This window comes from Serratia nevei, from assembly GCF_024160145.1.
GTDB lineage: Bacteria > Pseudomonadota > Gammaproteobacteria > Enterobacterales > Enterobacteriaceae > Serratia > Serratia nevei_A.
The window spans coordinates 25,902-49,209 of the sequence record NZ_JAMYWQ010000020.1 but is presented as its reverse complement, the minus strand read 5'-3'; the positions used below and the strand labels follow the sequence as shown (position 1 = coordinate 49,209).

Annotated in this window: 23 protein-coding genes; 14 read left to right on the top strand and 9 right to left on the bottom strand. The window is 57.3% G+C overall.

Going from position 1 to position 23,308, the window contains the following annotated elements; translation table 11 throughout:
* Window positions 1-19: 19 nt before the first annotated feature.
* From M6G53_RS15000 to M6G53_RS14960, 9 genes are read left to right on the top strand one after another with little or no spacing between them, the layout of a single operon-like run.
* Window positions 20-3,292, top strand: a complete 3,273-nt coding sequence (locus M6G53_RS15000; RefSeq protein ID WP_253332608.1) for a phage tail length tape measure family protein — start codon at window positions 20-22, stop codon at window positions 3,290-3,292.
* Window positions 3,292-4,476: a hypothetical protein gene (locus tag M6G53_RS14995; RefSeq protein WP_253332606.1), complete on the top strand. Its 1,185-nt coding sequence runs from the start codon at window positions 3,292-3,294 to the stop codon at window positions 4,474-4,476. Before M6G53_RS15000 ends, M6G53_RS14995 begins: the two co-directional genes overlap by 1 nt.
* Window positions 4,463-5,278, top strand: a complete 816-nt coding sequence (locus M6G53_RS14990) for a phage/gene transfer agent baseplate hub protein (RefSeq protein ID WP_253332604.1) — start codon at window positions 4,463-4,465, stop codon at window positions 5,276-5,278. Before M6G53_RS14995 ends, M6G53_RS14990 begins: the two co-directional genes overlap by 14 nt.
* Before the next feature lie 9 nt (window positions 5,279-5,287).
* Window positions 5,288-5,521, top strand: a complete 234-nt coding sequence (locus tag M6G53_RS14985; RefSeq protein ID WP_041033394.1) for a hypothetical protein — start codon at window positions 5,288-5,290, stop codon at window positions 5,519-5,521.
* A 9-nt stretch (window positions 5,522-5,530) separates the two neighbouring features.
* Window positions 5,531-5,728, top strand: a complete 198-nt coding sequence (locus M6G53_RS14980) for a hypothetical protein (RefSeq protein ID WP_164144237.1) — start codon at window positions 5,531-5,533, stop codon at window positions 5,726-5,728.
* Complete coding sequence (locus M6G53_RS14975; protein ID WP_253332602.1) at window positions 5,729-8,053, top strand: hypothetical protein; 2,325 nt, start codon at window positions 5,729-5,731, stop codon at window positions 8,051-8,053.
* Window positions 8,050-8,883 carry a phage tail tube protein gene (locus M6G53_RS14970; RefSeq protein ID WP_253332600.1) on the top strand — a complete coding sequence of 278 codons (834 nt, stop codon included), beginning with the start codon at window positions 8,050-8,052 and terminating at the stop codon, window positions 8,881-8,883. Before M6G53_RS14975 ends, M6G53_RS14970 begins: the two co-directional genes overlap by 4 nt.
* A gap of 5 nt (window positions 8,884-8,888) precedes the next feature.
* Complete coding sequence (locus tag M6G53_RS14965; RefSeq protein WP_253332598.1) at window positions 8,889-11,021, top strand: phage tail protein; 2,133 nt, start codon at window positions 8,889-8,891, stop codon at window positions 11,019-11,021.
* 9 nt (window positions 11,022-11,030) lie between these two features.
* Window positions 11,031-11,252 carry a hypothetical protein gene (locus M6G53_RS14960; protein WP_253332596.1) on the top strand — a complete coding sequence of 74 codons (222 nt, stop codon included), beginning with the start codon at window positions 11,031-11,033 and terminating at the stop codon, window positions 11,250-11,252.
* A gap of 138 nt (window positions 11,253-11,390) precedes the next feature.
* Here M6G53_RS14960 and M6G53_RS14955 read toward each other — a convergent pair whose 3' ends face one another.
* From M6G53_RS14955 to purM, 4 genes are all read right to left on the bottom strand, one after another.
* Entirely contained in the window at window positions 11,391-12,401 is a 1,011-nt protein-coding gene (locus M6G53_RS14955) for an ABC transporter ATP-binding protein (protein ID WP_253332594.1), read from the bottom strand.
* Window positions 12,402-12,473: 72 nt separating this feature from the next.
* Window positions 12,474-12,716: a hypothetical protein gene (locus M6G53_RS14950; protein WP_197790649.1), complete on the bottom strand. Its 243-nt coding sequence runs from the start codon at window positions 12,714-12,716 to the stop codon at window positions 12,474-12,476.
* A 705-nt stretch (window positions 12,717-13,421) separates the two neighbouring features.
* On the bottom strand, window positions 13,422-14,060 hold the full coding sequence (purN, locus tag M6G53_RS14945) for a phosphoribosylglycinamide formyltransferase (protein ID WP_253332592.1): 639 nt from the start codon (window positions 14,058-14,060) through the stop codon (window positions 13,422-13,424).
* On the bottom strand, window positions 14,060-15,097 hold the full coding sequence (purM, locus tag M6G53_RS14940; RefSeq protein WP_253332590.1) for a phosphoribosylformylglycinamidine cyclo-ligase: 1,038 nt from the start codon (window positions 15,095-15,097) through the stop codon (window positions 14,060-14,062). The genes purN and purM overlap by 1 nt, the downstream gene beginning before the upstream one ends.
* A gap of 255 nt (window positions 15,098-15,352) precedes the next feature.
* On the opposite strand from purM, the gene upp reads away from it, so the two are divergent.
* Both upp and uraA read left to right on the top strand, forming a co-directional pair.
* The gene (gene upp / locus M6G53_RS14935; RefSeq protein WP_038873707.1) at window positions 15,353-15,979 is read left to right on the top strand and encodes a uracil phosphoribosyltransferase; all 627 of its coding nucleotides are present in this window, start codon (window positions 15,353-15,355) and stop codon (window positions 15,977-15,979) included.
* 76 nt (window positions 15,980-16,055) lie between these two features.
* Window positions 16,056-17,345 (top strand): uracil permease, encoded by a 1,290-nt coding sequence (gene uraA / locus M6G53_RS14930; RefSeq protein WP_016926727.1) that lies wholly within the window; start codon window positions 16,056-16,058, stop codon window positions 17,343-17,345.
* Window positions 17,346-17,392: 47 nt separating this feature from the next.
* On the opposite strand, the gene M6G53_RS14925 is transcribed toward uraA, so the two are convergent.
* The 3 genes from M6G53_RS14925 to M6G53_RS14915 all read right to left on the bottom strand — a co-directional run bounded on the left by M6G53_RS14925 (window position 17,393) and on the right by M6G53_RS14915 (window position 18,547).
* On the bottom strand, window positions 17,393-17,641 hold the full coding sequence (locus M6G53_RS14925) for a GlsB/YeaQ/YmgE family stress response membrane protein (RefSeq protein ID WP_253332588.1): 249 nt from the start codon (window positions 17,639-17,641) through the stop codon (window positions 17,393-17,395).
* A 32-nt stretch (window positions 17,642-17,673) separates the two neighbouring features.
* Window positions 17,674-18,189 carry an E3 ubiquitin--protein ligase gene (locus tag M6G53_RS14920; protein ID WP_253332585.1) on the bottom strand — a complete coding sequence of 172 codons (516 nt, stop codon included), beginning with the start codon at window positions 18,187-18,189 and terminating at the stop codon, window positions 17,674-17,676.
* A gap of 166 nt (window positions 18,190-18,355) precedes the next feature.
* Entirely contained in the window at window positions 18,356-18,547 is a 192-nt protein-coding gene (locus M6G53_RS14915) for a hypothetical protein (protein ID WP_253332583.1), read from the bottom strand.
* Here M6G53_RS14915 and hda point away from each other — a divergent pair.
* Entirely contained in the window at window positions 18,463-19,164 is a 702-nt protein-coding gene (gene hda / locus M6G53_RS14910) for a DnaA inactivator Hda (protein WP_025159568.1), read from the top strand. The two genes, M6G53_RS14915 and hda, sit on opposite strands and share 85 nt — an antisense overlap.
* A gap of 48 nt (window positions 19,165-19,212) precedes the next feature.
* Here the strand turns inward: hda and arsC are convergent, their stop codons facing one another.
* Together arsC and bepA are read right to left on the bottom strand one after the other, a co-directional pair.
* Window positions 19,213-19,566, bottom strand: a complete 354-nt coding sequence (gene arsC / locus M6G53_RS14905; protein WP_253332581.1) for an arsenate reductase (glutaredoxin) — start codon at window positions 19,564-19,566, stop codon at window positions 19,213-19,215.
* A gap of 20 nt (window positions 19,567-19,586) precedes the next feature.
* The gene (gene bepA, locus M6G53_RS14900) at window positions 19,587-21,056 is read right to left on the bottom strand and encodes a beta-barrel assembly-enhancing protease (RefSeq protein WP_253332579.1); all 1,470 of its coding nucleotides are present in this window, start codon (window positions 21,054-21,056) and stop codon (window positions 19,587-19,589) included.
* 340 nt (window positions 21,057-21,396) lie between these two features.
* Between bepA and M6G53_RS14895 the strand changes: the two genes are divergently transcribed.
* Both M6G53_RS14895 and M6G53_RS14890 read left to right on the top strand, forming a co-directional pair.
* Complete coding sequence (locus M6G53_RS14895) at window positions 21,397-21,936, top strand: RrF2 family transcriptional regulator (protein WP_025303838.1); 540 nt, start codon at window positions 21,397-21,399, stop codon at window positions 21,934-21,936.
* Window positions 21,937-22,095: 159 nt separating this feature from the next.
* A complete protein-coding gene (locus M6G53_RS14890) occupies window positions 22,096-23,304 on the top strand; it encodes an NAD(P)/FAD-dependent oxidoreductase (RefSeq protein WP_253332577.1) in 1,209 nt (402 codons plus the stop codon).
* The last annotated feature ends 4 nt before the right edge of the window (window positions 23,305-23,308 follow it).

Genomic DNA, 23,308 nt, shown 5'->3' with positions numbered 1-23,308 from the left:
CTTTATATAGGGTGCTGTTATGGCTGCCGGAAACTCATCTCTCAACCTCGCCCTGCGCATCACCGCTGACCTCAACGAAGCCAAGCAGGCAGTGGAGTCATTGACCGGCGACATTAAAACGGCCGGTACGACAGCACAGGCGAGCAATCAACAATGGCAGGCCACTACCGATGCCCAGGGCGCAGCGGCGGACGCCACCCGCAACAATGCCTCAGCCCAGCAATCACTCAACACCGAGCTGCAGAACTCGGTCCTCATGGCTCAACGTGCTGCCCGCAGCGCCGAGGAAGTGACCGCCGCGCAGAACGCGCAAAGCGCGCGCGGCCATGCGCTGTATCAGCAGGAGCAGAAAGCCGCTCAGGCTCAGGAAGCAGCAGCCAAGGCGGCGGAAGCGCATGGTAAAGAAGTCGAGAAGTTGAAGAAAGACCTCGACAGCCTGCTCGGCAGCATTGATCCGACGGCAAAAGCATTGGGCAAACTCGACGCCCAGGAAGCGCAACTGCGCAAGTCCCGCAAGGCCGGGCTCATTGACGACGGTACGTTCAACGATTACCTGGGCAAGCTGGGCTCACAGCGTGAAGCGATAGATCTCATCTCCGACGGCACTGAAAAACTCTCGTTAAATTCCAGGGCAGCTGGCCGAGAGCTTCGAGTTCTCGCTCATCAGTTGGTGAATGGGAACTGGCGCGATGCCAGTAATAATCTCCTGTCTCTGGGGAACCGCACCGGCATGTTGCCGCCGCTGTTCAGTGCGACCACGTTGGCGATCGGCGGCACAATCGCCGCTGTGGCCGGGGCTGGTGTGGTGGTAGCCAGCGTGCTACGCGACCAGGACGAATTCAATCACAGCATTCAGCTGACCGGTAACTACGCAGGGGTGACCGCAGGTCAGTTGGAGATGATGACGCAGGCCGGTGGCCAGCTCGGTAGCAACTACAGCCAGGTGCGTGACATCCTGAATGGCCTGGTCAGCAGCGGCAAATTTACCGGCGAGACGTTGGACACCGTTTCGCGGGCCGCCTCGGCGATGGCGCAGTTGACCGGCGACTCTGCCGAACAGGTGGTTGCGCAGTTCGTCAAGATGACCGACAGCGTCTCAGACTGGGCGGTCAACAGCAGCGAGCAGTATCACTGGTTGGACTCCGAAACCTACCAGCGCATCCGCTCCCTGGAAGACCAGGGGCGCAAAGAGGACGCCATTGAGCTGGCATCTCAAGCATACAAAAAAGCGGCGATTGAGCGCCTGGGTGAGATTAAAACGCAACTGAATTGGGTTGCTCGTGGGTGGGATGATGTAAAAAATGCGGCAGCTAGTGCCTGGCAAGAACTCAAAAGTGGCACTAGTACAGCGCTCAACCTTGACGATCCAGCAGTAGCTAGAGCCAAAGAAATTAAAGCTATCAAAGCTGAGCTGGCAAATTCTGGTGACGATATTGATATTGCTTTACGTGGAAGCGGGTATTCCGAATGGGCGCGAGATAAAAAGGCCCGACTCGCGGCTTTAGAGGCGGAAGCAGCAGCACAACAAAAAATTGCGGCAGAAGCGACTAAGCGTCAACAAATTGAAGACAAGAGTAATGCCGCGTCTAAAGAGCTTGAAAAGACCTGGGCGAACAACCGCACAGCTGTAGAGAAAGAAGCTGATGCACTGGACTTGCTGAAAAAACGCTATACGCATATGTGGGCGGCAGTAGGTGGTCGAGACAAATTGCAAGACCTGGGTGTTACCTCAACCGATGGCAAAAATTTTTCCGGTGGCCAGTGGGATACCGACGTTAAAGCTCTTGATCAGTCCGGTAAGAAAGCTGAGCAGTACAACAAGCAGCTGCAGCAGACGCTGAACCAGAAAAAGGCGCTCACCCAGCTGGCGCGCGTTGAGGCCGACATCAGCAATGGTTCGCTGAAAGATGCCAGCAAGGCCGAGCAAGATAAGGCTCGCGCTCTCGCCAAGCAAATTGATGCTCAGGCGGCTGCCAATAAGTCAGCCAAGTCAGATGCTGCAGAAGCGAAAAAATCCTTTAACGAAAACCAGCGCTTTGTCGAACAGCTGGAGAAGCAGGCTTCCAAGCGTGTCGAGGGAGCTGCCGCTACGCGCGCCCAGGAAATCGCGACACGCAATCTGACTGCCGAACAGCGCAAACAGGCCGAGGCAGCGAACGCGGCCATCACCGCCCAGGAATTCAAAAACCAGAACCTGCAGCTTCAGCTGCAGTACATGCGCGACACCGGCGATACGGCCGGGGCCAGCTTGCTGGAGACCCAATCCCGATTCGCCGATATGCGCCGCGAGTTTGAAGCCAGCGGCAACACGAAGGGACTCAGCCTGCTGGACCAGCTGTTGCCGGTGGCCGAGACCAAAATCCGCGTCGATGATCTGAAGAAGCAACTGGATGATCTGTTCGCCTACCAGGCCCAGCAGGAAACCAGTATCCAGGCGCAAGTCCAGGGCGGCCTGCTGAATGAAATCCAGGGGCGCCAGCGCCTGGTCGAACTGCATCAGGAGGTCGGCGACAAGGTCAAGGGCTATCTGCCGCAACTGAAAGAGATGGCTAACGCGCCAGGCGAAGCCGGTGAGAAAGTCCGCGACATGATCCGCCAGCTCGAACTGCAGCTGGATAAGCTCAACCAGGCAGGTAATGAGCTGACGATCGCATTTCGTGACGGCCTGCAGAGCGGTATCGAGAGCTCGCTGATGGGGTTGGCCAAAGGCACCATGAGCCTGAGCGATGCAGTGAAGAACCTGGCGCTGACAATCATCAACAGCATGGCGCAAATCGCCGCGCAGCAGCTGGCGCAGATGGCCACTTCAAGCCTGGTCGGTTCGTCTGGCGGGATGGGCGGCGTGCTGGGCAGTTTGTTTGCTGCAGACGGTGGCCACATTCGCGGCCCTGGTACCACAACCAGCGACTCAATCCCCGCGATGCTGTCCGATTACGAGTTCGTCACCCGCGCTGCAGTCGTACAACAACCCGGTGCGCTGGATTTTCTGCATCTCTTTAACCGCCACGGCATGGCGGCGCTGGAGGGGTATTTGCCACGCGCCCGGCATGCGACCGGCGGATTGGCCGGGTTACCCGCCCCCGTCGCCAGTGCACCGAGTTCGGTACCGGATACCTCGTTAGCGAGCCCATCTGCCGGACCGGCCATGCTGCAACCACTGCAGCAGACGCTGGTACTCGATGCCGTCGATGCCTTCACCAAGGGGATCGGGACGGTAGAGGGTGAACGTAGCGTCATGACTGTGCTGCGCGCCAACGTTCCAACTCTCAAGCAAATGCTGGGGGTGAAATAATGGCGGCATTATTTCCCTGGCTGATGGAGCCCGACTGGACCGGCGGTATCACCGAGACGCTCGAGTGGAAAACCGACGTATTGCAGTCGCCGAGCGGTGCCGAGCAGCGTATTTCTCGCCGGTTGTCGCCGCGCCGTATGTTTGAGTTCGGCATCCTGGCGGGTGACGTCGACCGCCAGTGGCTGGAGAACGCAGTGTGGCAGGCTGGCGGCAGTGCCTGGGCAATGCCGGTCTTCCCGGATGTGGCCGAGTTGCAGGCTTCGGTCACCGCCGGAGCCTCTGAGCTGCTAGTCGATACGCGCGGCCGCGATTTTTCAGTGGGTGGAACGGTGTTGCTGAAAAATGCCGAGGCTATCGCGTCACCTGCCGCGCTGGTAACCGTCAGCGCGATCGGTGCTGATTCGCTGACCCTGTCCCAGCCGCTGGCAGCGGGCTGGCAGGCAGGTACAGCGGTGTACCCCGTGCGCCCTGCAGTGCTGACTGCCCCTCCTGCGTTCACCCGCATCACCGGTGGCCTGGCCAGCGCCCAGGTGCGTTTTCGCATCGCCGAACATAACCCATTCTCGGCAGCAACCCGTCTTGCGCTTTACCGTGGCCATCCGGTGCTGGAACCGGAGGCAGACTGGTCCGAAAACCTGACCGGCGCATATCAGCGCCTGATGATCGAGCTGGATAACGGCAGCGGTATCCCGGCCAGGTTGGACACTGCGCGCCGCCCATTCTATCTGCAGCGCCACACATGGTCGCTGATGGGCCGCAGCGAGCAATTCGCGCTGCGCCAGCTGATGTACTACCTGCGCGGCCGACAGCGCGCGTTGTGGGTGCCGAGCCAGAATGACGATCTGACCCCGGCGGGCGCGCTGGCCGGAAACACACTGCCGGTGATCCGCTGCGGGCTCAGCGAGATGGGCGTCGTACCTGGGCGGCGTGATCTGCGCATCTTGCTGGCCGATGGCCGCACGCTGTACCGGCGACTGACTGGCGTGGCCATCAGCGGCCAGGCAGAACTGCTGGCACTGGATGGCGAGTCGGTCACCGTCCCGCAGCGCCAAATCGCCAGCGTGTCGTTTATGACGTTCGCCAGGCAAAACAACGATTCAGTGGCCTGGCAGCACACCACTGACGCTGACGGTTTCGCCAGCGTGGCCACCTCATTTATAGGAGTTCGTGATGAGCTGGAGTGAGTACGAATATTCGGTTGCCAATGGCCAGCCGCTGACCCTGTACGAGTTTATTCGCGGCGGTGCGGTGCATTACCGCTACACCAACGCCGATCGCGACATTCATTTCGCAAATGTCGACTGGCAGGCCGTGGCCATCAGCGACAGCGGACTCAGCGCCGGGAACGGCGACGGCATGGATATCACCGTGCCTGCCAATAACGCCGTCGCCATGCTGTTCCGTGGTGTTCCGCCCTCCAGCCCGGTACGCATCCGCGTTTATCGGCTACATGCGGAAGATGCTGCAGCTGAGTTTCGCACGGTCTGGGTGGGTACGGTGACCGAGGCCAAGCGTGAGGCTATCGAACGCACCAAACTGATGACCTCCAGCTTGGCCAGCACGTTTTCCCGCGTCGGCCTACGCCTGACTTACGGCCGCGCCTGCCCATACGCGCTGTATGACCACAACTGCAAAGTTGATCCGCTGGCGTTCGGTGTCGGCGGGCTGGTCGTGATTGCGATGGATGGCGTCAGTATCACGGTCAATCTGCCCGAAGGCACGGCGTCCGATTGGTTCTCCGGCGGCTATGTCGAGTGGGCCGTGGATGGCGTCACTGAGCTGCGCGGCCTGCGGGCGCAAAACGGCAAGCAGATGAACCTGTTCGGCGGCTCAGCCGGTTTTGCCGTTGGCCAGGTGGTGACGCTGTATCCGGGCTGCAACCGCACGATTGCCCAGTGCGACAGCAAATTCGGCAATCACCTGAACTACGGGGGCATGCCGCACATGCCGGGTAAATCCCCGTATCAAATCATCAAATTGTTCTAGGAGGTCATCGTGTGGTTCGCCATCGCCAAATATGTCGCGGTCATCGTCGCGTCATACCTGGTTAACCAGGCACTGGCCCCTCGGCCGAAAAACAACACGCCGGAAGCGGCGACGGAAGAAAGTTGGCAGTTGCCGCAACCGACCGAAGGCACGCCACAGTGTGTATTTTTCGGCGACTGCTGGACCGATGATTGGTTCGTGCTCGGTTACGGCAACTACCGCTATGACGCCATCAAAAAATAGGAGCGCATTATGAAAATCACGATGGAACATATCCGCGCCGGTGGCGGCTGCGCATGGGGCCTGAGGACCTTCTTCGCTCGCTACCAGCTGGATCTAGAGGCGTTTCTCCGCGAAGGTGGCATCGACTCTGAAAAATTCCTGGCAACCGGGGATGCGCTGGCAATCAACATCGTCCGCCTGGCGGAAAAAAACGAGGAGGATCAATAAATGGGTGGCGGCGGTAAAGGGTCAAAAAAAGTCACTGTCGGCTACCGATACTCATGGGATATTCACTCCGGGTTGGGACGTGGCCCGGTTAACGAGATCGTCGCAATCAGCGCCGATAAAAAGACCGTTTTCGCAGGCACTGAGGGGCAACTTTCGGGAAATACCTCCATCTATATCGACCAGCCTAACCTGTTTGGCGGGGAGGATACGGGGGGCGAAGGTGGCATCCAGGGCACGCTCGATGTGCTCATGGGCGGCCCGGACCAGGTACCGCCCCCGTCACTGCTGAATCTGTTGACAGGGTTGGTGCCGGGCTTTCGCGGCGTGGTGACGACATTTTTTTCTGGGTTGGTCAGTTGCTACAGCGCCAGCCCGAAACCGTGGTCGTTTCGCGTGCGGCGCACGACCGCTGGTTGGGATAACAACGCTGCCTGGTATCCGGAGAAAATGCTGATCCTGCTGGAGAACACAGTTGGCCAGCTCGATGACGAGTCGACGCTCTCCCCGGAGCAGATCGCGAATCTGCGCCGTATTCACGCGATGAACCCGGCGCATATTTTGGTCGAATGCGCAACGAATCGGGATTGGGGACGCGGTTTGTCGCTGGCCGATGATCTGGACCTCGACAGTTACCGTATTGCTGCTGACCGTCTCTACGACGAGAAGTTTGGCCTCTGTTTCCGTTATAACCGCCAGGACAGCCTGGACACGTTTGTACAGCAGGTGCTCGATCACATCGGTGCTGTGCAATATGGCGACCTCGAGACCGGCAAGATGGCGCTGAAGCTGTTGCGCGACGATTATGTGGTCGACGACCTGCCGCTGTTCACGTATGACAACGGCATCATCAGCGTACAGGACGATGACAGCAGCAGCGCAGACACGGCACCGAATGAAGTAGTCGTGACCTATCACGATCCGGTTACCAACAGCGATGGCGAGGTCAAGGCGCAAAATCTGGGGTCGATTCAGGCCGTGGGGCTTATCAGCAGCACGGTCGAGTACCGCGCAATTCCGACCCATGAGCTGGGTGCTCGCGTGGCGCAGCGCAACCTGGAAATGGGCACGTCGGGCTTAACGCGTCTGGTAATCAATTTTGACCGGCGTGGCGGCATTTTGAAGCCAGGCGGCGTATTCCGTGTGAGCCTGCCCGACCGCAATATCGCGAATATGGTGCTGCGTGTTGGCCAGATCAGCGAAGGCGACGATGGTACTCTGAAAATCACCGTGGTGCAGGATGTGTTCGGCCTGGCATCCACATTGTACAGCTCCGGGGAGCAGCCTGGCGGATGGGTACCGCCTGATATGAGCGCACAACCGGTCACTGATACGCAGCTGATTGAGTTGCCCTACGCGGTACTGGCCAACACGTTGTCAGAATCGGTACTGGCATACATCAAGCCCGAATCGGGCTATGTGGGCATTATGGCCACCGCACCAACGTCTCTCTCTATCAACTATCAAATTCAGAGTCGCGCTGCGGGTGCAGATTTTACCTCGCGCGGCCAGGGAGACTGGACTCCGGCTGGCAATTTACTGGCCAGCGTCGATGCACTGGACGTTAATCTGTCAATTTCAGCGTTATTAATGCCGGTTCCGGGTGATGGCGTTCTCATCGGTGACGAAATAGTGCGTGTTGACCAGGTCGATTCAGCCACTGGCCAGATTGTCGTTGGTCGCGGTTGTGCCGATACTTTACCTATTGAGCACGCGGCCGGTGCCCGCATTTGGTTTTACCGCGATGCACTGGAGTCTGATGGCGTCGAATATCTCGGCGGCGAAACAGCGCAGGTCAAACTGCTTACGCGAACCAGTAGCGAGACGCTGCCCCCAGACCAGGCGCCGATTGAATCCATCACGCTGCAACAGCGTCAGGCTCGGCCCTATTTGCCGGGGAATATTCGCATCAATGGCGAACCGTATCCGGGGCATGTCAGCAAATCATCGAGCTATACTCTCACGTTCTCTCATCGCGACCGCGTTCTGCAGGCTGACCGCCTGGTTGATTGCACTGAAAGCAGTATCGGCCCTGAGCCTGGCGTTCTGTATGTGGTAACACTGACCAATCAGGAGACCGGAGAGATCGTGTGGGCGAATGAAACGACACAGCCCGATATTGAGTTACCGTATGTCAATGGCGGCATTATTATCCGTGGCGCTGTGCATATTCTGACACTCCACAGTAAACGTGACGGCATAGAATCGCTCTACAGCTACCAGGCGACATTACCTCGCGGATATTACGTCCCGCCGATTATCGAACCCGTCGTTTTGAACGAGGGCAAAATATCGTCTAAAACGGGCGAGCGGAGTACCGCCAAATGAATGAAACGTACTATTATGGCCAGGGCAAAGTTTATCTCGCACGCCGCATCAATGATGGCTCATCGCTGAATTGGCGTTGGGTTGGTGATGTCTCCAGCCTCACTGTTTCGCTGGTCGTTGACAGAAAATTCAGGAAGCAGTCCTGCGGTGGCCAACTTGCAATTTCGCAGTACCACATAATCGAACAATCTGGCTCTGTCTCCGCCATTTGGCATGAGCATAGCCCGGAAAATTTAGCCGTCATACTGCTGGGAAATATCATTTCAGCAGAGTCGGGGCGAGAGACGGAACAATTAACGAATGTCGTCGCAGGAGGGCGTTATTCTGTTCGACATCCGAACATTCGCCGTATGACGATTGAGGGTCTGAAAGACGGCGTTGACTATGTCGTTGATAAAGTTTTCGGTGCAATTGATTTTTTAACAACGCCTAGAATTCCCGTCGTTACCGTTTTTTATACCTACGCGGGAAATACAAACACCGCGCTGTATACGAGAAAACCAGAGCAGCTGGCATTACGTTATGAGGGCATAAACCTGGCAGAGAACGGTGTGCCGGTGTTGCTCGAGCTCTATAAACTCGAGTTCGAACCTATTTCAGCAATGGCGCTGATAAACACCAGCACCTCTCTGGCTGGATTGGAAACAAACGCCGCACTGATGCTGGATTCGTCTCGCTCTGCAGATGATGCCCTGGGTCGATTTGGGCGGGTGGCGAATATCGCTCAGATTGAAGCTGAAGTCAGCACGCAGACAGATATGATTTATAACACCGGGTCGATAAGCGGTGAATTTATTACTGCCTATCCTAAGCCGCGCAACAGAGAATAATTGCTATGGAAACTCAACATCACTCAATCTTAACTACAGCGGGTGCGGAATATTTTGCCCAGGCAATTGCGACTGGGACGCCGGTTGTGGGAATAGAGTTTACGTTGGCTGTCGGTGACGGTGGCGGTCAGCAATATGAACCGACAGAAGACCAGACTGCATTAGTCGGTGAACAATGGCGAGGAACAATTAACGACATATTCCTCAATGAACATAACGCGGCACAGGTGGTTATTGAGGGCATTGTGCCGACCAATGTCGGTGGCTGGTATATTCGCGAATGGGGGGTGTTTAACAGCAATAACGTGCTGATTGCCGTAGGCAGTATTGATGACACCTATAAATCGCTGCTGACGTCAGGAACAGGCAAACAAATCATTATCCAGGCTATTCTGGATATTGATAATGCGGCCATTCTCGAACTGGTTGTTGATGATTCTATCGTTATCGCCAGCAAGAAATATGTCGATGAAATGGGTGTGCGTATTAAAGACGAGGTTTTCACGACGCTAAGCGGCCCTAACGGGGCTTATCTGTCTGGTTTTCATGAGACCACGGTCGGCGCATACCTCGACCATCTAACCCAACTCGTCATGCATACAACGCCGGAGGCCCACGGTGCAAAAGGCGACGGCGTTACTGATGATACCGTCGCCTGGCGCAACGCGCTGGCGATGAATGTTCACGTCATCTGCCACCCACAGAAAAAATATCGCGTGACCTCATCCGTTGTCCGTAAATATTCAGATGCGAAAGTCACCGTCGAGGGGAACGGCTGCAAGATTTATTTTGACCACAATGACCATGCGTTTTTGACTGATGCGAGTAATACGGAAAACCCGTCACTGTATAACCCACTAGGTATTTATAACACTGAGTTTAAAAATATCACCGCGTGGAATGCGGCGACCCGGATGAGTAAATACGGTGATGTGATGCGTTCATCATTCGCTCGAACGTTCAATGGCAGCGTCATCGGCTGCCATTTTACGGGGTTTTGTGATTCTGTCGTGATGCTGGGAGATAGCACGTATTTCGATAATTACACGACGGACTGTCGTGATAATGCTCTGGTGATTTTTGGAAAGAATAACCGTGGCGGAGCCATTGTCGGTGGCGTTACGGGCGGTGACTCAGTGCTGTGTAAATCCTACGAGGGGGTTTTTGGCGATATATCATTCGAGGAGTCTGGCGTATTACCGCTGGGGCACCCAGATGGCGATAATACTCCGGGGGGGTCGCCGCTGGCGTTCGCACAAGATGGCGATAATGCTGTCGGCAACATATTCGGTAATATTCGCTGCAAAAAGCACGGCAGCGGCGGCATCATTATGAACGGCGAGAACAATTATGTTCACAGCGTTGATAGTGGTTCATTCGTTGATGAAAGCCGTACGCATTTACCCGCAGGCGGCGCGTGGGTGGTTTATATGTCAGGCAAAAACAACCGTATTGGCGAGGTAAAAGCGGACTATTACCACAATGGCGTCCAGATGCACGATAAATCCGAAGGTTGCCACATCGGCAACGTCACGCTGCAGAAGAAAAGCCCCTACGGCCAGTTTACGCTGGTCGCATCCGGCACGCAGAAAAACTGCTCTATCGGCAATGTATCAGCATTCGAGAACGTGAATAAAAACGATGAAATCTATGTCGCTATGCCTGGCATTCGCATCGGGAAAGTCACTATCGGTAATTTCAACAGCACATATGTCGCTGGGCTTTATGTCGCGCGCATCCTGAGCCGGTGTTATATCGATGGAATCTATATCTCCTCTGCTGGCGATGCGACACACACGCGTACTGCACTGCTCATCAGTGCAGATGCCACCATCAAGGAAATTCATCAGGACAATATTATCGCGGTCGGTGTTGAAGTCACCCCAGGAGCTAAGCCAGCCCTGGGGGCAGTTGTTGTAAACCAGCACCCAACTCTGGGCATCAACAACCCCGTCATTTTGCGCGGTGATGCTGAGACTGAGAATAGGACATTCATGTCGCTGCGCGTCACTGGCGGTGCGCCGCGCATTGAGGGCGGCACTGTCGATATTGGCACATACATTGGGCAGCGTTGGCAAGGGAACTCAAGCGCCAAGGTCAATTATCCGATTTTAGAGACACACGCACCTAACACGTAAGGGGGAAGCATGAGCAGTAATTGGGACAGCATTTCATCACCACCGGCTGGCTGGGTCGGGCTGTATAAACGCAATGATGATAATGGAGGGGAATGGGTTAGCGTCACGGTCACATACAGCTCGCCGTTTGTTGTTGTCGTCTATAACACGGACGATGCGATGAAAGTCGAGTATCCGGTTCCCGGCGATCACGTCGAAGTCATGTCCGACATTTTCATGCCGTTGAAGTAACCCATCAGAGAGGTATGCGAAAGGGGCGATAACGCCCCTTTTTTGTAATTCTGTTTTGTATGTTGAAAATCAAACTGCCATCATTTATCGCGCTATTCACGCCGCATTTATCGCGCGGCGCATCAGCTATGGCTCATGTTAATCCCTTAATGCTTCGCCTGTCAGATGAATGAACACATCCTCGAGGGTGTTTTTGCTTACCTGCATTTGCTCCGGTTCACAACCCAATCGTTGTGATAACGCAATCACTTGCGGTAACACCTGCGCCAATTCTTGGGTGGGAATATGTAGGCGACGGAAGGTTTGATCGTGTTCATCGCTTTCCTGCGTCGCCTCGGGGAAGAGCGCAAGGAACTCGTCAACCGCCGTCAACGGCACCGAGAACCGGATATGATGCCCAGGACAATAACGTTCAATAAGCTGTTGTGGGCTGGCATTCTCCAGCAATCGGCCGTGGTTAATGATCATCACCCGGTCGCATAAATTTTCCGCCTCATCCATTTGGTGAGTGGCAATCAATACGCCTGTTCCGGATTGACGAGAATTCGCAATGATGTGCCGCCAAATATAGCGTCGGCTTTGTGGGTCAAGATCGCTGGTGGGTTCATCCAGCAAAAGAAGCTTGGGTTTGCCGGCTAAGGCCAGCGCCAACGCCAAACGTCTTTTTTGGCCCCCTGAAAGCCGTGAGAAACGCATTTTACGCTGCGCTTTTAGCGCAACAATGTCCAATAACTGCTTAACCGACAGCGCATCCGTATAAAGTACCTGATAGAGCGAAATGATCTCTTCAACGCGCAGCAGCGAAGGCAAACTAAAGGATTGCGGAACGACGCCTAACTGTTGCTTGATGACGTGATTAAGCCCTTGTCGAACGTCTTCGCCAAATAACCGCACCAAGCCGCTCTCAAAGGGCTGTCCTCCGTACAAGGTTTCCATGAGCGTCGTTTTGCCGGCACCGTTAGGCCCGACCAATCCAATGATTTCTCCCGGCTTGATTTGCAGCGAGATATCATGAAGAACTTGCGTGTCACCATAAAATTTATTCAGTGACTCGACGTCTAATAGCGGCCGTTGGCGATCCCAGGACATATCCAGGGTTGGCTTATGACTGCTGTCGAATTCTAAAGTGGCGTCAGTGTACGTGCTCATTGTTTAAAGCCAGTGAGTAGAGTTTCAGATAACTAACTGGCACAGGATCTTGTACCGGTTGTGGGTGATGATTTAGCTGCCGCTACTGGTAACGCTGCCCATTGTGCCGATGCAGCTCGCCGTTGCAATGCAGCCGCAGCCCGCCGTAGAGGCGGTGCTGACGCTGCTGCCGGTAGAGGCGCAATCGCTGGCAAAGTGCAGCGTTTCAGGCAGTTCTTCGACTAATAAATCAATGCCGTCAGAGGGCATGGAAGGCGAGTCGAGAACAATATCGAAACGGTGGGGTTGGCGAGTCAGAGAGGTATGATTAAGCATAAATATCCTTATTAATCAGTTGTTGATGAGTTAGCTATAACATGATTCGAGCTGCTGCTGCATATCGTTGAAATAGATTCAAACGAATTCATATTAATGGGGGCTCCCCACTAAACATTTATCTGAAAAATAATTTTCATATCGCGCTAATTATATCGAGGCAAGAAGCGTCGATATTCAATTCTTTCATATTGAATTATTTTAAATTGAAGGCGCCAATGTATGACCGGTGCTTGCGAAATATGAAATGAATCCTATGTGTGTAACATTAAATCATCGTGTTAGACATACTCTTACATGTTTTTAATAGAACGGCAACACATCATTACAATTTGCGAGGTATTTTCTATTATTGCAATGCAGGTCACAATAATCATGGGGTTGTCGTTAATATATTGAATTCAAAACTATGTATAAGAGATAAATATATTATTTTTGAAAAATTTCACCGAATATTGTTAATTTGAGAAATCATTATGGTGGTTTTACTTTCTGTTGGATATTATTGCGAGGGGGCATTCTTGGCTTGGCGTCCGTGATGCGTTCGGTTTCTGGCGGGGGTATTGATGCGAAATGGCGGAGCACGCTCATGACGGCATTGGTCCTGACAGCGGATAGTTTGGCCACGGCGCTGCGAGCCCTTTGGAACCATCGCCGCGGGCGGCGAAAAAAAACGGCGCCGCGTGGGCGCCGTTTAGGCAAGGTTCAGTCGGCGGCGTGACCCTGTGCCGGCAGGCGTTCGCCGTCCAGCCAGGCGGCGCCATCGCGCATCGCCAGGCGGCCGTCGACGAACCAGCTCACCACCAGCGGATAAAGGGTGTGTTCCTGGGCTTGCACCCGTTCAACCACGTCATCCTCTTCGTCGCCGGGGAAAATCGGCACCTTGGCCTGCAAAATCACCGGGCCGCCGTCGAGCTGTTCGGTCACGAAATGCACCGAGGTGCCGTGTTCGCTGTCGCCGTTGTCGATGGCCTGACGGTGGGTATGCAGCCCCGGGTATTTCGGCAGCAGGGAAGGGTGGATGTTCAGCAGGCGGCCGGCATAGCGCTGTACGAACTGCGGGCTGAGGATGCGCATGTAGCCGGCCAGCACCACCAGATCGGGCTGGTACTGGTCGATGGCGTCTGCCAACGCGGCGTCGAACGCCGCGCGATCGGCGTAAGCCTTGGCATCCAGCGCCTGGGCGGCGATGCCCGCCGCCTCTGCACGCTGCAGGCCGTAAGCCTGCGCCTTGTTGCTGAACACCGCCACGATCTCGGCGGCGATGCGGCCCTGCTGGCAGGCGTCAATCAGCGCCTGGAGATTGCTCCCCTGGCCGGAGACCAACACCACGATCTTTTTCATCAGTTGATGACCACTTGTTGTTCGTCGGAAGAGGCGGTCAGTTTACCGATTTTCCACGCTTTTTCACCTGCCGCGCTCAGCAGCGCGATGGCCGCTTCCACTTCGGCTTCAGGCAGGGCGATGACCATGCCTACGCCGCAGTTGAAGGTGCGGTACATTTCATGACGGCTGACGTTACCGGCCTGCTGCAGCCAGGTGAACACCGCCGGCCACTGCCAGCTGGCTTCGTCGATCACTGCCTGCATGCCTTCCGGCAGCACGCGCGGAATGTTTTCCCAGAAGCCGCCGCCGGTGAGGTGAGCGATGGCGTGTACGTCCGCCTTCTCGATCAGCGCCAGCACGGACTTCACGTAAATTTTGGTCGGCGCCAACAGATGGTCGGCCAGCGGCTTGCCTTCCAGCTGGGTGGCGGTCGGATCGGTGTTGCTCACTTCCAGGATCTTGCGCACCAGCGAGTAGCCGTTGGAGTGCGGGCCGGAAGCGCCCAGGGCGATCAGCGCGTCGCCGGGCTGCACTTTGCTGCCGTCGATGATCTCGGATTTTTCGACCACGCCGACGCAGAAGCCGGCCACGTCGTAGTCTTCGCCGTGGTACATGCCTGGCATTTCAGCGGTTTCGCCGCCCACCAGCGCACAGCCGGACTGTTTGCAGCCTTCGGCGATGCCGGTGATCACGCTGGCCGCAGTGTCTACGTCCAGCTTGCCGGTGGCGTAGTAGTCGAGGAAGAACAGCGGCTCGGCGCCCTGAACCACCAGATCGTTAACGCACATCGCCACCAGATCGATACCGATGGTGTCGTGGCGTTTCAGATCCATCGCCAGACGCAGCTTGGTGCCCACGCCGTCGGTACCGGAAACCAGCACCGGCTCGCGGTATTTCTGCGGCAACGCACACAGGGCGCCAAACCCGCCCAGACCGCCCATCACTTCCGGGCGACGGGTCTGTTTAACTACACCTTTGATGCGGTCTACCAATGCGTTGCCTGCATCGATATCGACACCTGCGTCTTTATAGCTGAGAGAGGTTTTGTCGGTCACTGCGCGATTCCCCACGACGGTTTGCGGTTTGAAAACTGTGCTTCCGATGTTGATTCCGGAATAAGGCGCGGCAATTCTAACAGCGCAGGCAAACGTTTGCGAGCGGCTTGTGAACCGGCTCCGCTTTTTCGTCATCTATACTGATATTCAAACTTTTGTTGATCCCGATCGGGCTATTGTGGGTGGCGCGACGAAAAAAAGGAGGTATAATCCCGCGATTTTTTTGGCCGCAACCACCTTAATAGGAGAAAAATGATGAAGATCGTTGAGGTGAAACACCCGCTGGTAAAACACAAGCTTGGCCTGATGCGCGAAAATGACATCAGCACCAAACGCTTCCGTGAGCTGGCCTCAGAAGTGGGTAGTTTACTGACCTATGAAGCGACCGCCGATCTGGAGACGGAAAAAGTCACCATCGAAGGCTGGTGCGGGCCAGTTGAAGTGGAACAGATCAAAGGGAAAAAGATTACCGTGGTGCCTATCCTGCGCGCAGGCCTGGGCATGATGGAAGGGGTGCTGGAGCACGTGCCGAGCGCGCGCATCAGCGTGGTGGGGGTATACCGCGACGAAGAAACCCTGGAGCCGGTGCCGTACTTCCAGAAGCTGGTTTCCAACATCGAAGAGCGCATGGCGCTGGTCGTCGACCCGATGCTGGCCACCGGCGGTTCGATGATCGCCACTATCGATCTGCTGAAGAAAGCCGGCTGCCACAGCATCAAGGTGCTGGTGCTGGTGGCGGCGCCGGAAGGCATCGCCGCGCTGGAGAAAGCGCACCCGGACGTTGAGCTGTACACCGCCTCCATCGATCAGTGTCTGAACGACAAGGGCTACATCGTGCCTGGCCTGGGTGATGCGGGCGACAAGATATTTGGTACCAAGTAAACATTTGAGCCGACTTAACGAGTCGGCTTTTTTTTGACTAAAACCTATAAAACCAATAAACCGAGGAAAAGCACACATGACCCGTCGCGCCATCGGCGTCAGCGAGCGCCCGCCGCTGCTCCAGACCATTCCGCTCAGCTTCCAGCACCTGTTCGCCATGTTCGGCGCCACCGTGCTGGTGCCTATCCTGTTCAAGATCAACCCGGCGACCGTGCTGCTGTTCAACGGCATCGGCACGCTGCTGTATCTGTTCATCTGTAAAGGCAAGATCCCGGCCTACCTCGGTTCCAGCTTCGCGTTTATCTCGCCGGTGCTGCTGCTGTTACCGCTCGGTTACGAAGTGGCGTTGGGCGGTTTTATCATGTGCGGCGTGCTGTTCTGCCTGGTGGCGCTGATCGTGAAAAAGGCCGGCACCGGCTGGCTGGACGTGATGTTCCCGCCGGCGGCGATGGGGGCGATCGTCGCCGTCATCGGCCTGGAGTTGGCGGGCGTGGCGGCCAACATGGCGGGGCTGCTGCCGGCGGAGGGCACCAGCGCTGACTCCACCACCATCACCATTTCGCTGGTGACGCTGGCGGTCACGGTGCTCGGTTCGGTGCTGTTCCGCGGTTTCCTGGCAATTATCCCGATCCTGATCGGCGTGCTGGTGGGCTACGCGCTGTCGTTCTTCATGGGCGTGGTGGATTTGACCCCGATCCGCGAGGCACACTGGTTCGCGCTGCCGACCTTCTACACCCCGCGCTTTGAGTGGTTCGCCATCTTTACCATTCTGCCGGCGGCGCTGGTGGTGATCGCCGAGCACGTCGGCCACCTGGTGGTCACTGCCAACATTGTGAAAAAAGACCTGATCCGCGATCCGGGGCTGCACCGCTCGATGTTCGCCAACGGCATCTCGACGGTGTTCTCCGGCTTCTTCGGCTCTACGCCGAACACCACCTACGGCGAGAACATCGGCGTGATGGCCATCACCAAGGTCTACAGTACCTGGGTGATCGGCGGTGCGGCGGTGCTGGCTATCTTGCTGTCCTGCATCGGCAAGCTGGCGGCGGCGATCCAGGCGGTGCCGGTGCCGGTGATGGGCGGCGTTTCGCTGCTGCTGTACGGTGTGATCGGTGCCTCGGGCATTCGCGTGCTGATCGAATCCAAAGTGGATTACAACAAGGCGCAAAACCTGATTTTGACCTCGGTGATCCTGATCATCGGCGTGAGCGGCGCCAAGGTGCATATCGGCGCGGCGGAGCTGAAAGGCATGGCGCTGGCCACCATCGTCGGTATTGGCCTGAGCCTGCTGTTCAAGGTCATCAGCCTGTTCCGCAAGGAAGAAGAGGTGCTTGATGCGCCGGACGAATCGGCGGAGCAGAAGTAACGAAAAGGGCAGCCCAGGGGCTGCCCTTTTGACTGAGGGTATTCGCCTCAGCTGCGAATTTTGCGGTACACGAACAGCACCACGATGGCGCCGATAACGGCCACCACGAAGCTGCCGAAGTTGAAGCCGTCAACCTTGCCGTAGCCGAAGAAGGTGCTGATATAGCCGCCGACCACGGCGCCGACGATCCCCAGCACAACGGTCATGATAAAGCCGCCGCCGTCTTTGCCGGGCATGATCCACTTAGCCAAAATACCGGCGATCAGGCCGAAGATAATCCAGGAAATAATTCCCATTTACTGCTCCTCTCTTGGTGGCTGGGTAGGGCTTACTGCTGGGTGGCCGGCTGAGTATTGCCGTTCACCGCCGCATCGGTCTCTTGTTTCAACTCTTGCGCTTTGTTCTCGGCGCTGTTCTTGAGGGCTTCGGTTTTCGCCTTGGCCTGCTCGGTCAGATCGTTGGCACCGTTGATGGCGTCGTTTTTGATGGCCTTGGCCTGATCCACCAGTTGCTGGCTCTGCTTGCCGGCGTCATCTTTGATTGCGGCAGCCTGGGCCTTGGCGTCGTTGGTGATGGCATCCGCCTGTTTGGCAGCTTCATCTTTAATTGCCGAGGCCTTGTCCTTCAGCTGGTCTGCCTGCGTGGCGGCCTCTTTTTTGATTTCATCCGCCGTCGCTTTCGCTTTGTCCGTCAGAGCGTCCGCTTTTTGCTGCGCGGCGTCTTTCATCTGCTCGGCGCTGTCTTTGGCTTTATCCAGCTTGGCGTCAACTTTGGACGAGTCATCACAGCCGGCAACCAACAACCCGATAAAGGAGGCCAACAGTACTTTATTCCATACTTTCATCGTCTATATCCTTGCAGAAACCTTGTTGATGGTGATTGCATTTAGCCTACCTATACTAGGTCAGATTTGGCTTAAATGACAAATTTCGCCTGCTCAGGCAGGAGGTTAGGGCAATATATCGGATAATTCTTGTGTGTGAGGGGAACCGCAATCGATTAAACGGCGCTTAGCCATTGCTCACTATTGCCGCATAAGATCCTGCCGGTTCAACAGCGCCCGTTTTCTGTGTTAAACTGCCCGCGTTTTTCTGCCAGTTTTGGTTGAGGTGCTTCTCTGAATACGCCGGCACAGCTTTCACTGCCACTTTATCTTCCCGATGATGAAACTTTCGCCAGTTTTTATCCGGGCGAGAACCCATCCCTATTAGCCGCGATCCAATCCGCCGTCCGCCAGGAACATGGCAGCTATATCTATTTTTGGTCGCGCGAAGGCGGCGGGCGCAGTCATTTGCTGCATGCGGCCTGCGCCGAGCTTTCGCAGAAGGGGGAAGCGGTGGGTTATGTGCCGCTCGACAAACGCGCTTACTTCGTGCCTGAAGTGCTGGACGGCATGGAGCAGCTGGCGCTGGTGTGCATCGACAATATTGAATGCATCGCCGGCGACGAAGAGTGGGAGATGGCGATCTTCAACCTCTACAACCGCATCCTGGAAACCGGCCGCACCCGCTTGTTCATCACCGGGGATCGTCCGCCGCGTCAGCTGAACCTGCGTTTACCGGATTTGGCTTCGCGCCTGGACTGGGGGCAGATCTACAAGCTGCAGCCGCTGTCGGACGAAGAGAAATTGCTGGCGCTGCAGCTGCGCGGCAAACTGCGCGGCTTCGAGCTGCCGGAAGACGTAGGCCGTTTCCTGTTGAAACGGCTGGATCGCGAGATGCGCACGCTGTTTATGACCCTCGATCAGCTCGATCGCGCCTCAATCACCGCCCAGCGCAAGCTGACCATTCCGTTCGTCAAAGAGATCCTGGGGCTGTAGCGGCTACCGCAAAAGAAAGGGCGCGACAGTCCGCGCCCGGGTTCGAATTTACAAAATCTCCAGCACCTGCTCCGGCGGCCGGCCGATACGCGCCTTGCTGCCTTTCACCACGATCGGGCGTTCGATCAGTTTCGGGTTGGTCGACATCGCCGCCAGCAGCTGTTCTTCGCTCAGGCTGTCGTCCGCCAGCTTCAATTCCTTGTACAGATCTTCTTTTTTGCGCATCAGATCGCGCGCCGAGGTGAAGCCTAATTCTTTCAACAGTTTTTTCAGCTCATCAACCGAAGGGGGCGTATCAAGGTACAGCACCACCCTGGGATCGACCCCGTGCTGCTCCAGCAGCGCCAGGGTTTCACGGCTTTTGGAGCAGCGCGGGTTGTGATAAATCGTGACGTTTTTCATGGCGTTCATTCCTTGTTGAATCAGCTGCGCTGGTATTGGCGGAAGCGCTGTTGCAGTTGGCGCAGCTGGTCGATGCGCGCATCGTAGCGCGCCTGTTTCAGGCTGCCGAGTTTTTGCAGCGAGCTGGCATTGCTGAGCAGGCCGATGGCCTGATCGAGCCGGCCGGTCAGCGCCAGGCTCTCGGCGCGGGCCGACAGCTCTTCATCGCGCAGCCCCTGGGCGGCGCTGGCCTGCGCCAGCAGATCCCAGCCGTTCGGATCGTCCGGATGGGCAAAGGTGTAGCGGTTTAATATTTTCGACGCCTGCGCCGGCTGGTTGCCTTCGACATAGGCGTTGGCCAGGTTGAGCTGCAGCACCGGGTTGTTGTTCTGGGCGGCGTTGGCCGCCTGCAGACGGGCGATGGCCTGCGGCGCGCGTTTCTGGCCGAGATCGATATCGGTCATCAGGTCGATCAGCCAGACGTTTTTCGTATCCTGCGCCAGCATCGGCTGAATGATGTTGCGCGCGTCGTCGTATTTTTTCGCTTCATAGAACAAGATGGCGCGGCCGTATTTGGCGGCCGCCTGTTCGCGCACGTTGCCCTTGCTGAGCGAGCCGAGCAGCTCTTCGTTCAGGCCATAGCCTTCCGAACTGTACATGCCCAGTGCGCGCACCTTGGCCATCAGGTAATCCTGCGAAGACTGCACGATGTGCTTCGGCATCTGATTGGCGCGGTTGCGCGCGTCGGAGAGGCGGCTGTCCGGCAACGGGTGCGTCAGCAGCATTTCCGGCGGTTTGGAAGCGTAGCGCGATTGATCCGCCAGTTTTTGCAGGAAGTCGGGCATCGCTTCGGGATCGAAACCGGCGCGTTGCAGCACCTGAATGCCGATACGGTCGGCTTCCTGTTCGTTCGACTGGGTAAAACTGATCATGCCCTGCTGGGTGCCGGCCAGGGTGCCGCTCAGCGCCGCCATGCCCATGGTCGGGTTGGCCATCGCCAGCAGGATGGAGCCGAGCGCGCCCACCCAGGTCAGCGGGGCGTTGCGCTGTTGGTCCTCCATTGCGCGTGCCAGGTGGCGCTGGGTGACGTGCGAGATTTCGTGCGCCAGCACCGAAGCCAGCTGGCTTTCGTTGTCGCTGACGCGCAGCAGCGCGGAGTGCAGTACCACATTGCCGCCGAAGAAGGCGAAGGCGTTGATCTCGTCGTTGCGCACCAGATAGAAATGGAACGGCGTGCGCACCGAATAGGCGCTGGCCACCAGCCGGTTGCCCAGCTGGTTGATGTACTGGCTCAGCAGCGGATCGTTGATTAGCGGGGCGCTGGCGCGCAGTTGGCGCACGTAGAAATCGCCCATCGCCAGCTCTTGTCCGATGCTCAGGGTGCCGCCGGCGGAGGTGCCCATGTCCGGCAACTGGTCCTGGCTTTCCGCCTGTGCTGGCGCCAGGGCGGTGGCGTTCAGCGTGCCGAGCAGCAGCACCGCTAACGCGGTTTTGGTTAACCGGTTGGTCATAGTCAGGCGTTTCCCTTAAATAATCATTTCTAAGACGTCAGCAGCAGACAAGAGTTCTTTATTCCCAAGGCGCAATCCGCGTGAAAGTGCGGCGGCTCACAAACCGCGGCGGCGGCACCCATCACATCATAGTCAGCCGCAGGCGACAAGGAAACGTTAGCCGGGCGCGAATCGGGCAAAAAAGTTTTATTTTTCATTTTGAAGGGCGCTTTCTGCATCGGTTGCGGTGCACATTTCCAACAAAACACGGACAAAGTTGATCCGTGTTTTGTTGACAAGATAAACGCAGACTCATATAGTCTGCGTTATTGAAGGTTCATTGACGGTCGGAAACAGACATATGGCGTACATCACAACCAGCGTTGAATATGGCATCCACTGCCTGCTGTGGCTGGTCGGCGATAACCAGCGCGCGCTCAGCAGCCGCGAACTCGCCGAGCTGCAGGGCATCTCCCCCAGCTTCCTGGCCAAGATTTTCCCCAAGCTGGAAAAAGCGGGCATCGTCGCCGCCAGCGAGGGGGTACGCGGCGGCTACCGGTTGGCGCGCCCGGCGGACGAAATCAGCTTTTTGGCGATCATCGACGCCATCGAAGGGCACAAGCCGCTGTTCGATTGCCAGGAGGTGCGCGGGCGCTGCGCGGTGTTCGATGACTCCCCGCCGGATTGGGCGGTCTCCGGCAAATGCGCTATCCATGCGGTGATGCTGCAGGCGGAGAAGGCGATGCGCGACGCGCTGGCGGCGCAGACCCTCGGCGCCGTCGCGGCCCGCTTTGGCCGCAAAGCGCCGCAGGGCTTCTTCGGCGAGGTCAACCTCTGGCTCGACGAGCGCATGACGGAACGCACCGCACGCAGCGGCAAAACGGCGCGCGCCAAGACCTAAGCCCCACTTTTCCTTAACGCCAAACACACTTTCTCCCGCCTCTTCGGAAGGGGCGGGCGGGCCTTCTGCACCCTGTTACGGGAGCGGAACGGCACCGTTCATCCGAAAAACTGCGGGCAGCCTTATCGCCCGATTAACCCTGTATGAAGGAGTTATCCCATGACGCAGAAAATAGTGATTGCCGGTTCCGGTTTTGCCGGTTTTTGGGCCGCCGTGTCCGCCATGCGTGCCATTACCCTCGCCGGCAAGCATGACGATATCGAGGTGCTCATGGTTTCGCCGACGCCAACGGTTACCATCCGGCCGCGCCTGTATGAAGCGGTGTTGGAAAACATGAACCCGGACATTTCCGCGCAGCTCGCCGCCGTCGGCGTGCGGCACCTGGCCGGGACGGTCGAGCGCATCAATGCCGTCGGCAAGACGCTCACGGTGGTGCCGGCGGAGGGGGAACCTCGTGAGTTGGCCTACGATCGCCTGGTGTGGGCCACCGGCAGCCGGCTTTCCGTGCCTGCGGTGCCGGGCTTTGCCGAATACGGCTTCAACGTCGATACGCTGGCAAGCGCGCAGCGTTTGGATGCGCATATCAAGGCGCTGGCGGCCAAACCCTCAACGCCAGCGCGCAACACCGCCGTGGTGGTGGGGGCAGGGCTGACCGGCCTGGAGAGCGCGGCGGAGATGCCGCAGCGGCTGCGGGATGCGCTGGGCGAAGACGAGAATGTGCGCGTGGTGATCGTCGATACCGCGGCGGAAGTGGGCGCTGGGATGGGAGAGGAACCGGGGGCGGTGATACGCCAGGCGCTGGCGGAGTGCGGCGTGGAAGCGCGGGCCGGCCTGCGCGTCTCGGCCATCGACGCCGAAGGGGTGATGCTGTCGAGCGGTGAGCGCATCGCCGCCAACACGGTGATCCTGGCAGCGGGTGTGCGGGCGCATCCGCTGACCGAGCAGATCCCCGGCGAGCGCGACGGCAGCGGCCGGGTGATCGGCGACGCCTTCCTGCGCGCGCCGGCGGCGGCGGGGATTTTCGTGACCGGTGATACGGTGAAGGCGGCGACCGACGATCTCGGCAACCACAACCTGATGACCTGCCAGCATGCGATGAGCCTTGGCCGCGTCGCCGGCCACAATGCGGCGGCGGAGCTGGCGGGGTTGCCGACGCACCCGTACAGCCAGCCGAAGTATGTGACCTGCCTGGATCTGGGGCCGTGGGGTGCGCTGTATACCGAAGGCTGGCAGCGCCAGGTGCGCTTTACCCGTCAGGAAGGCAAAAAGATTAAGCAGGAGATCAACACGCAGTGGATTTACCCACCGGCGGCGGATCGCGAGGCGCTGTTCGCCGTCGCCAATCCGGATTATGTGATCGTGCCTTAAAAGT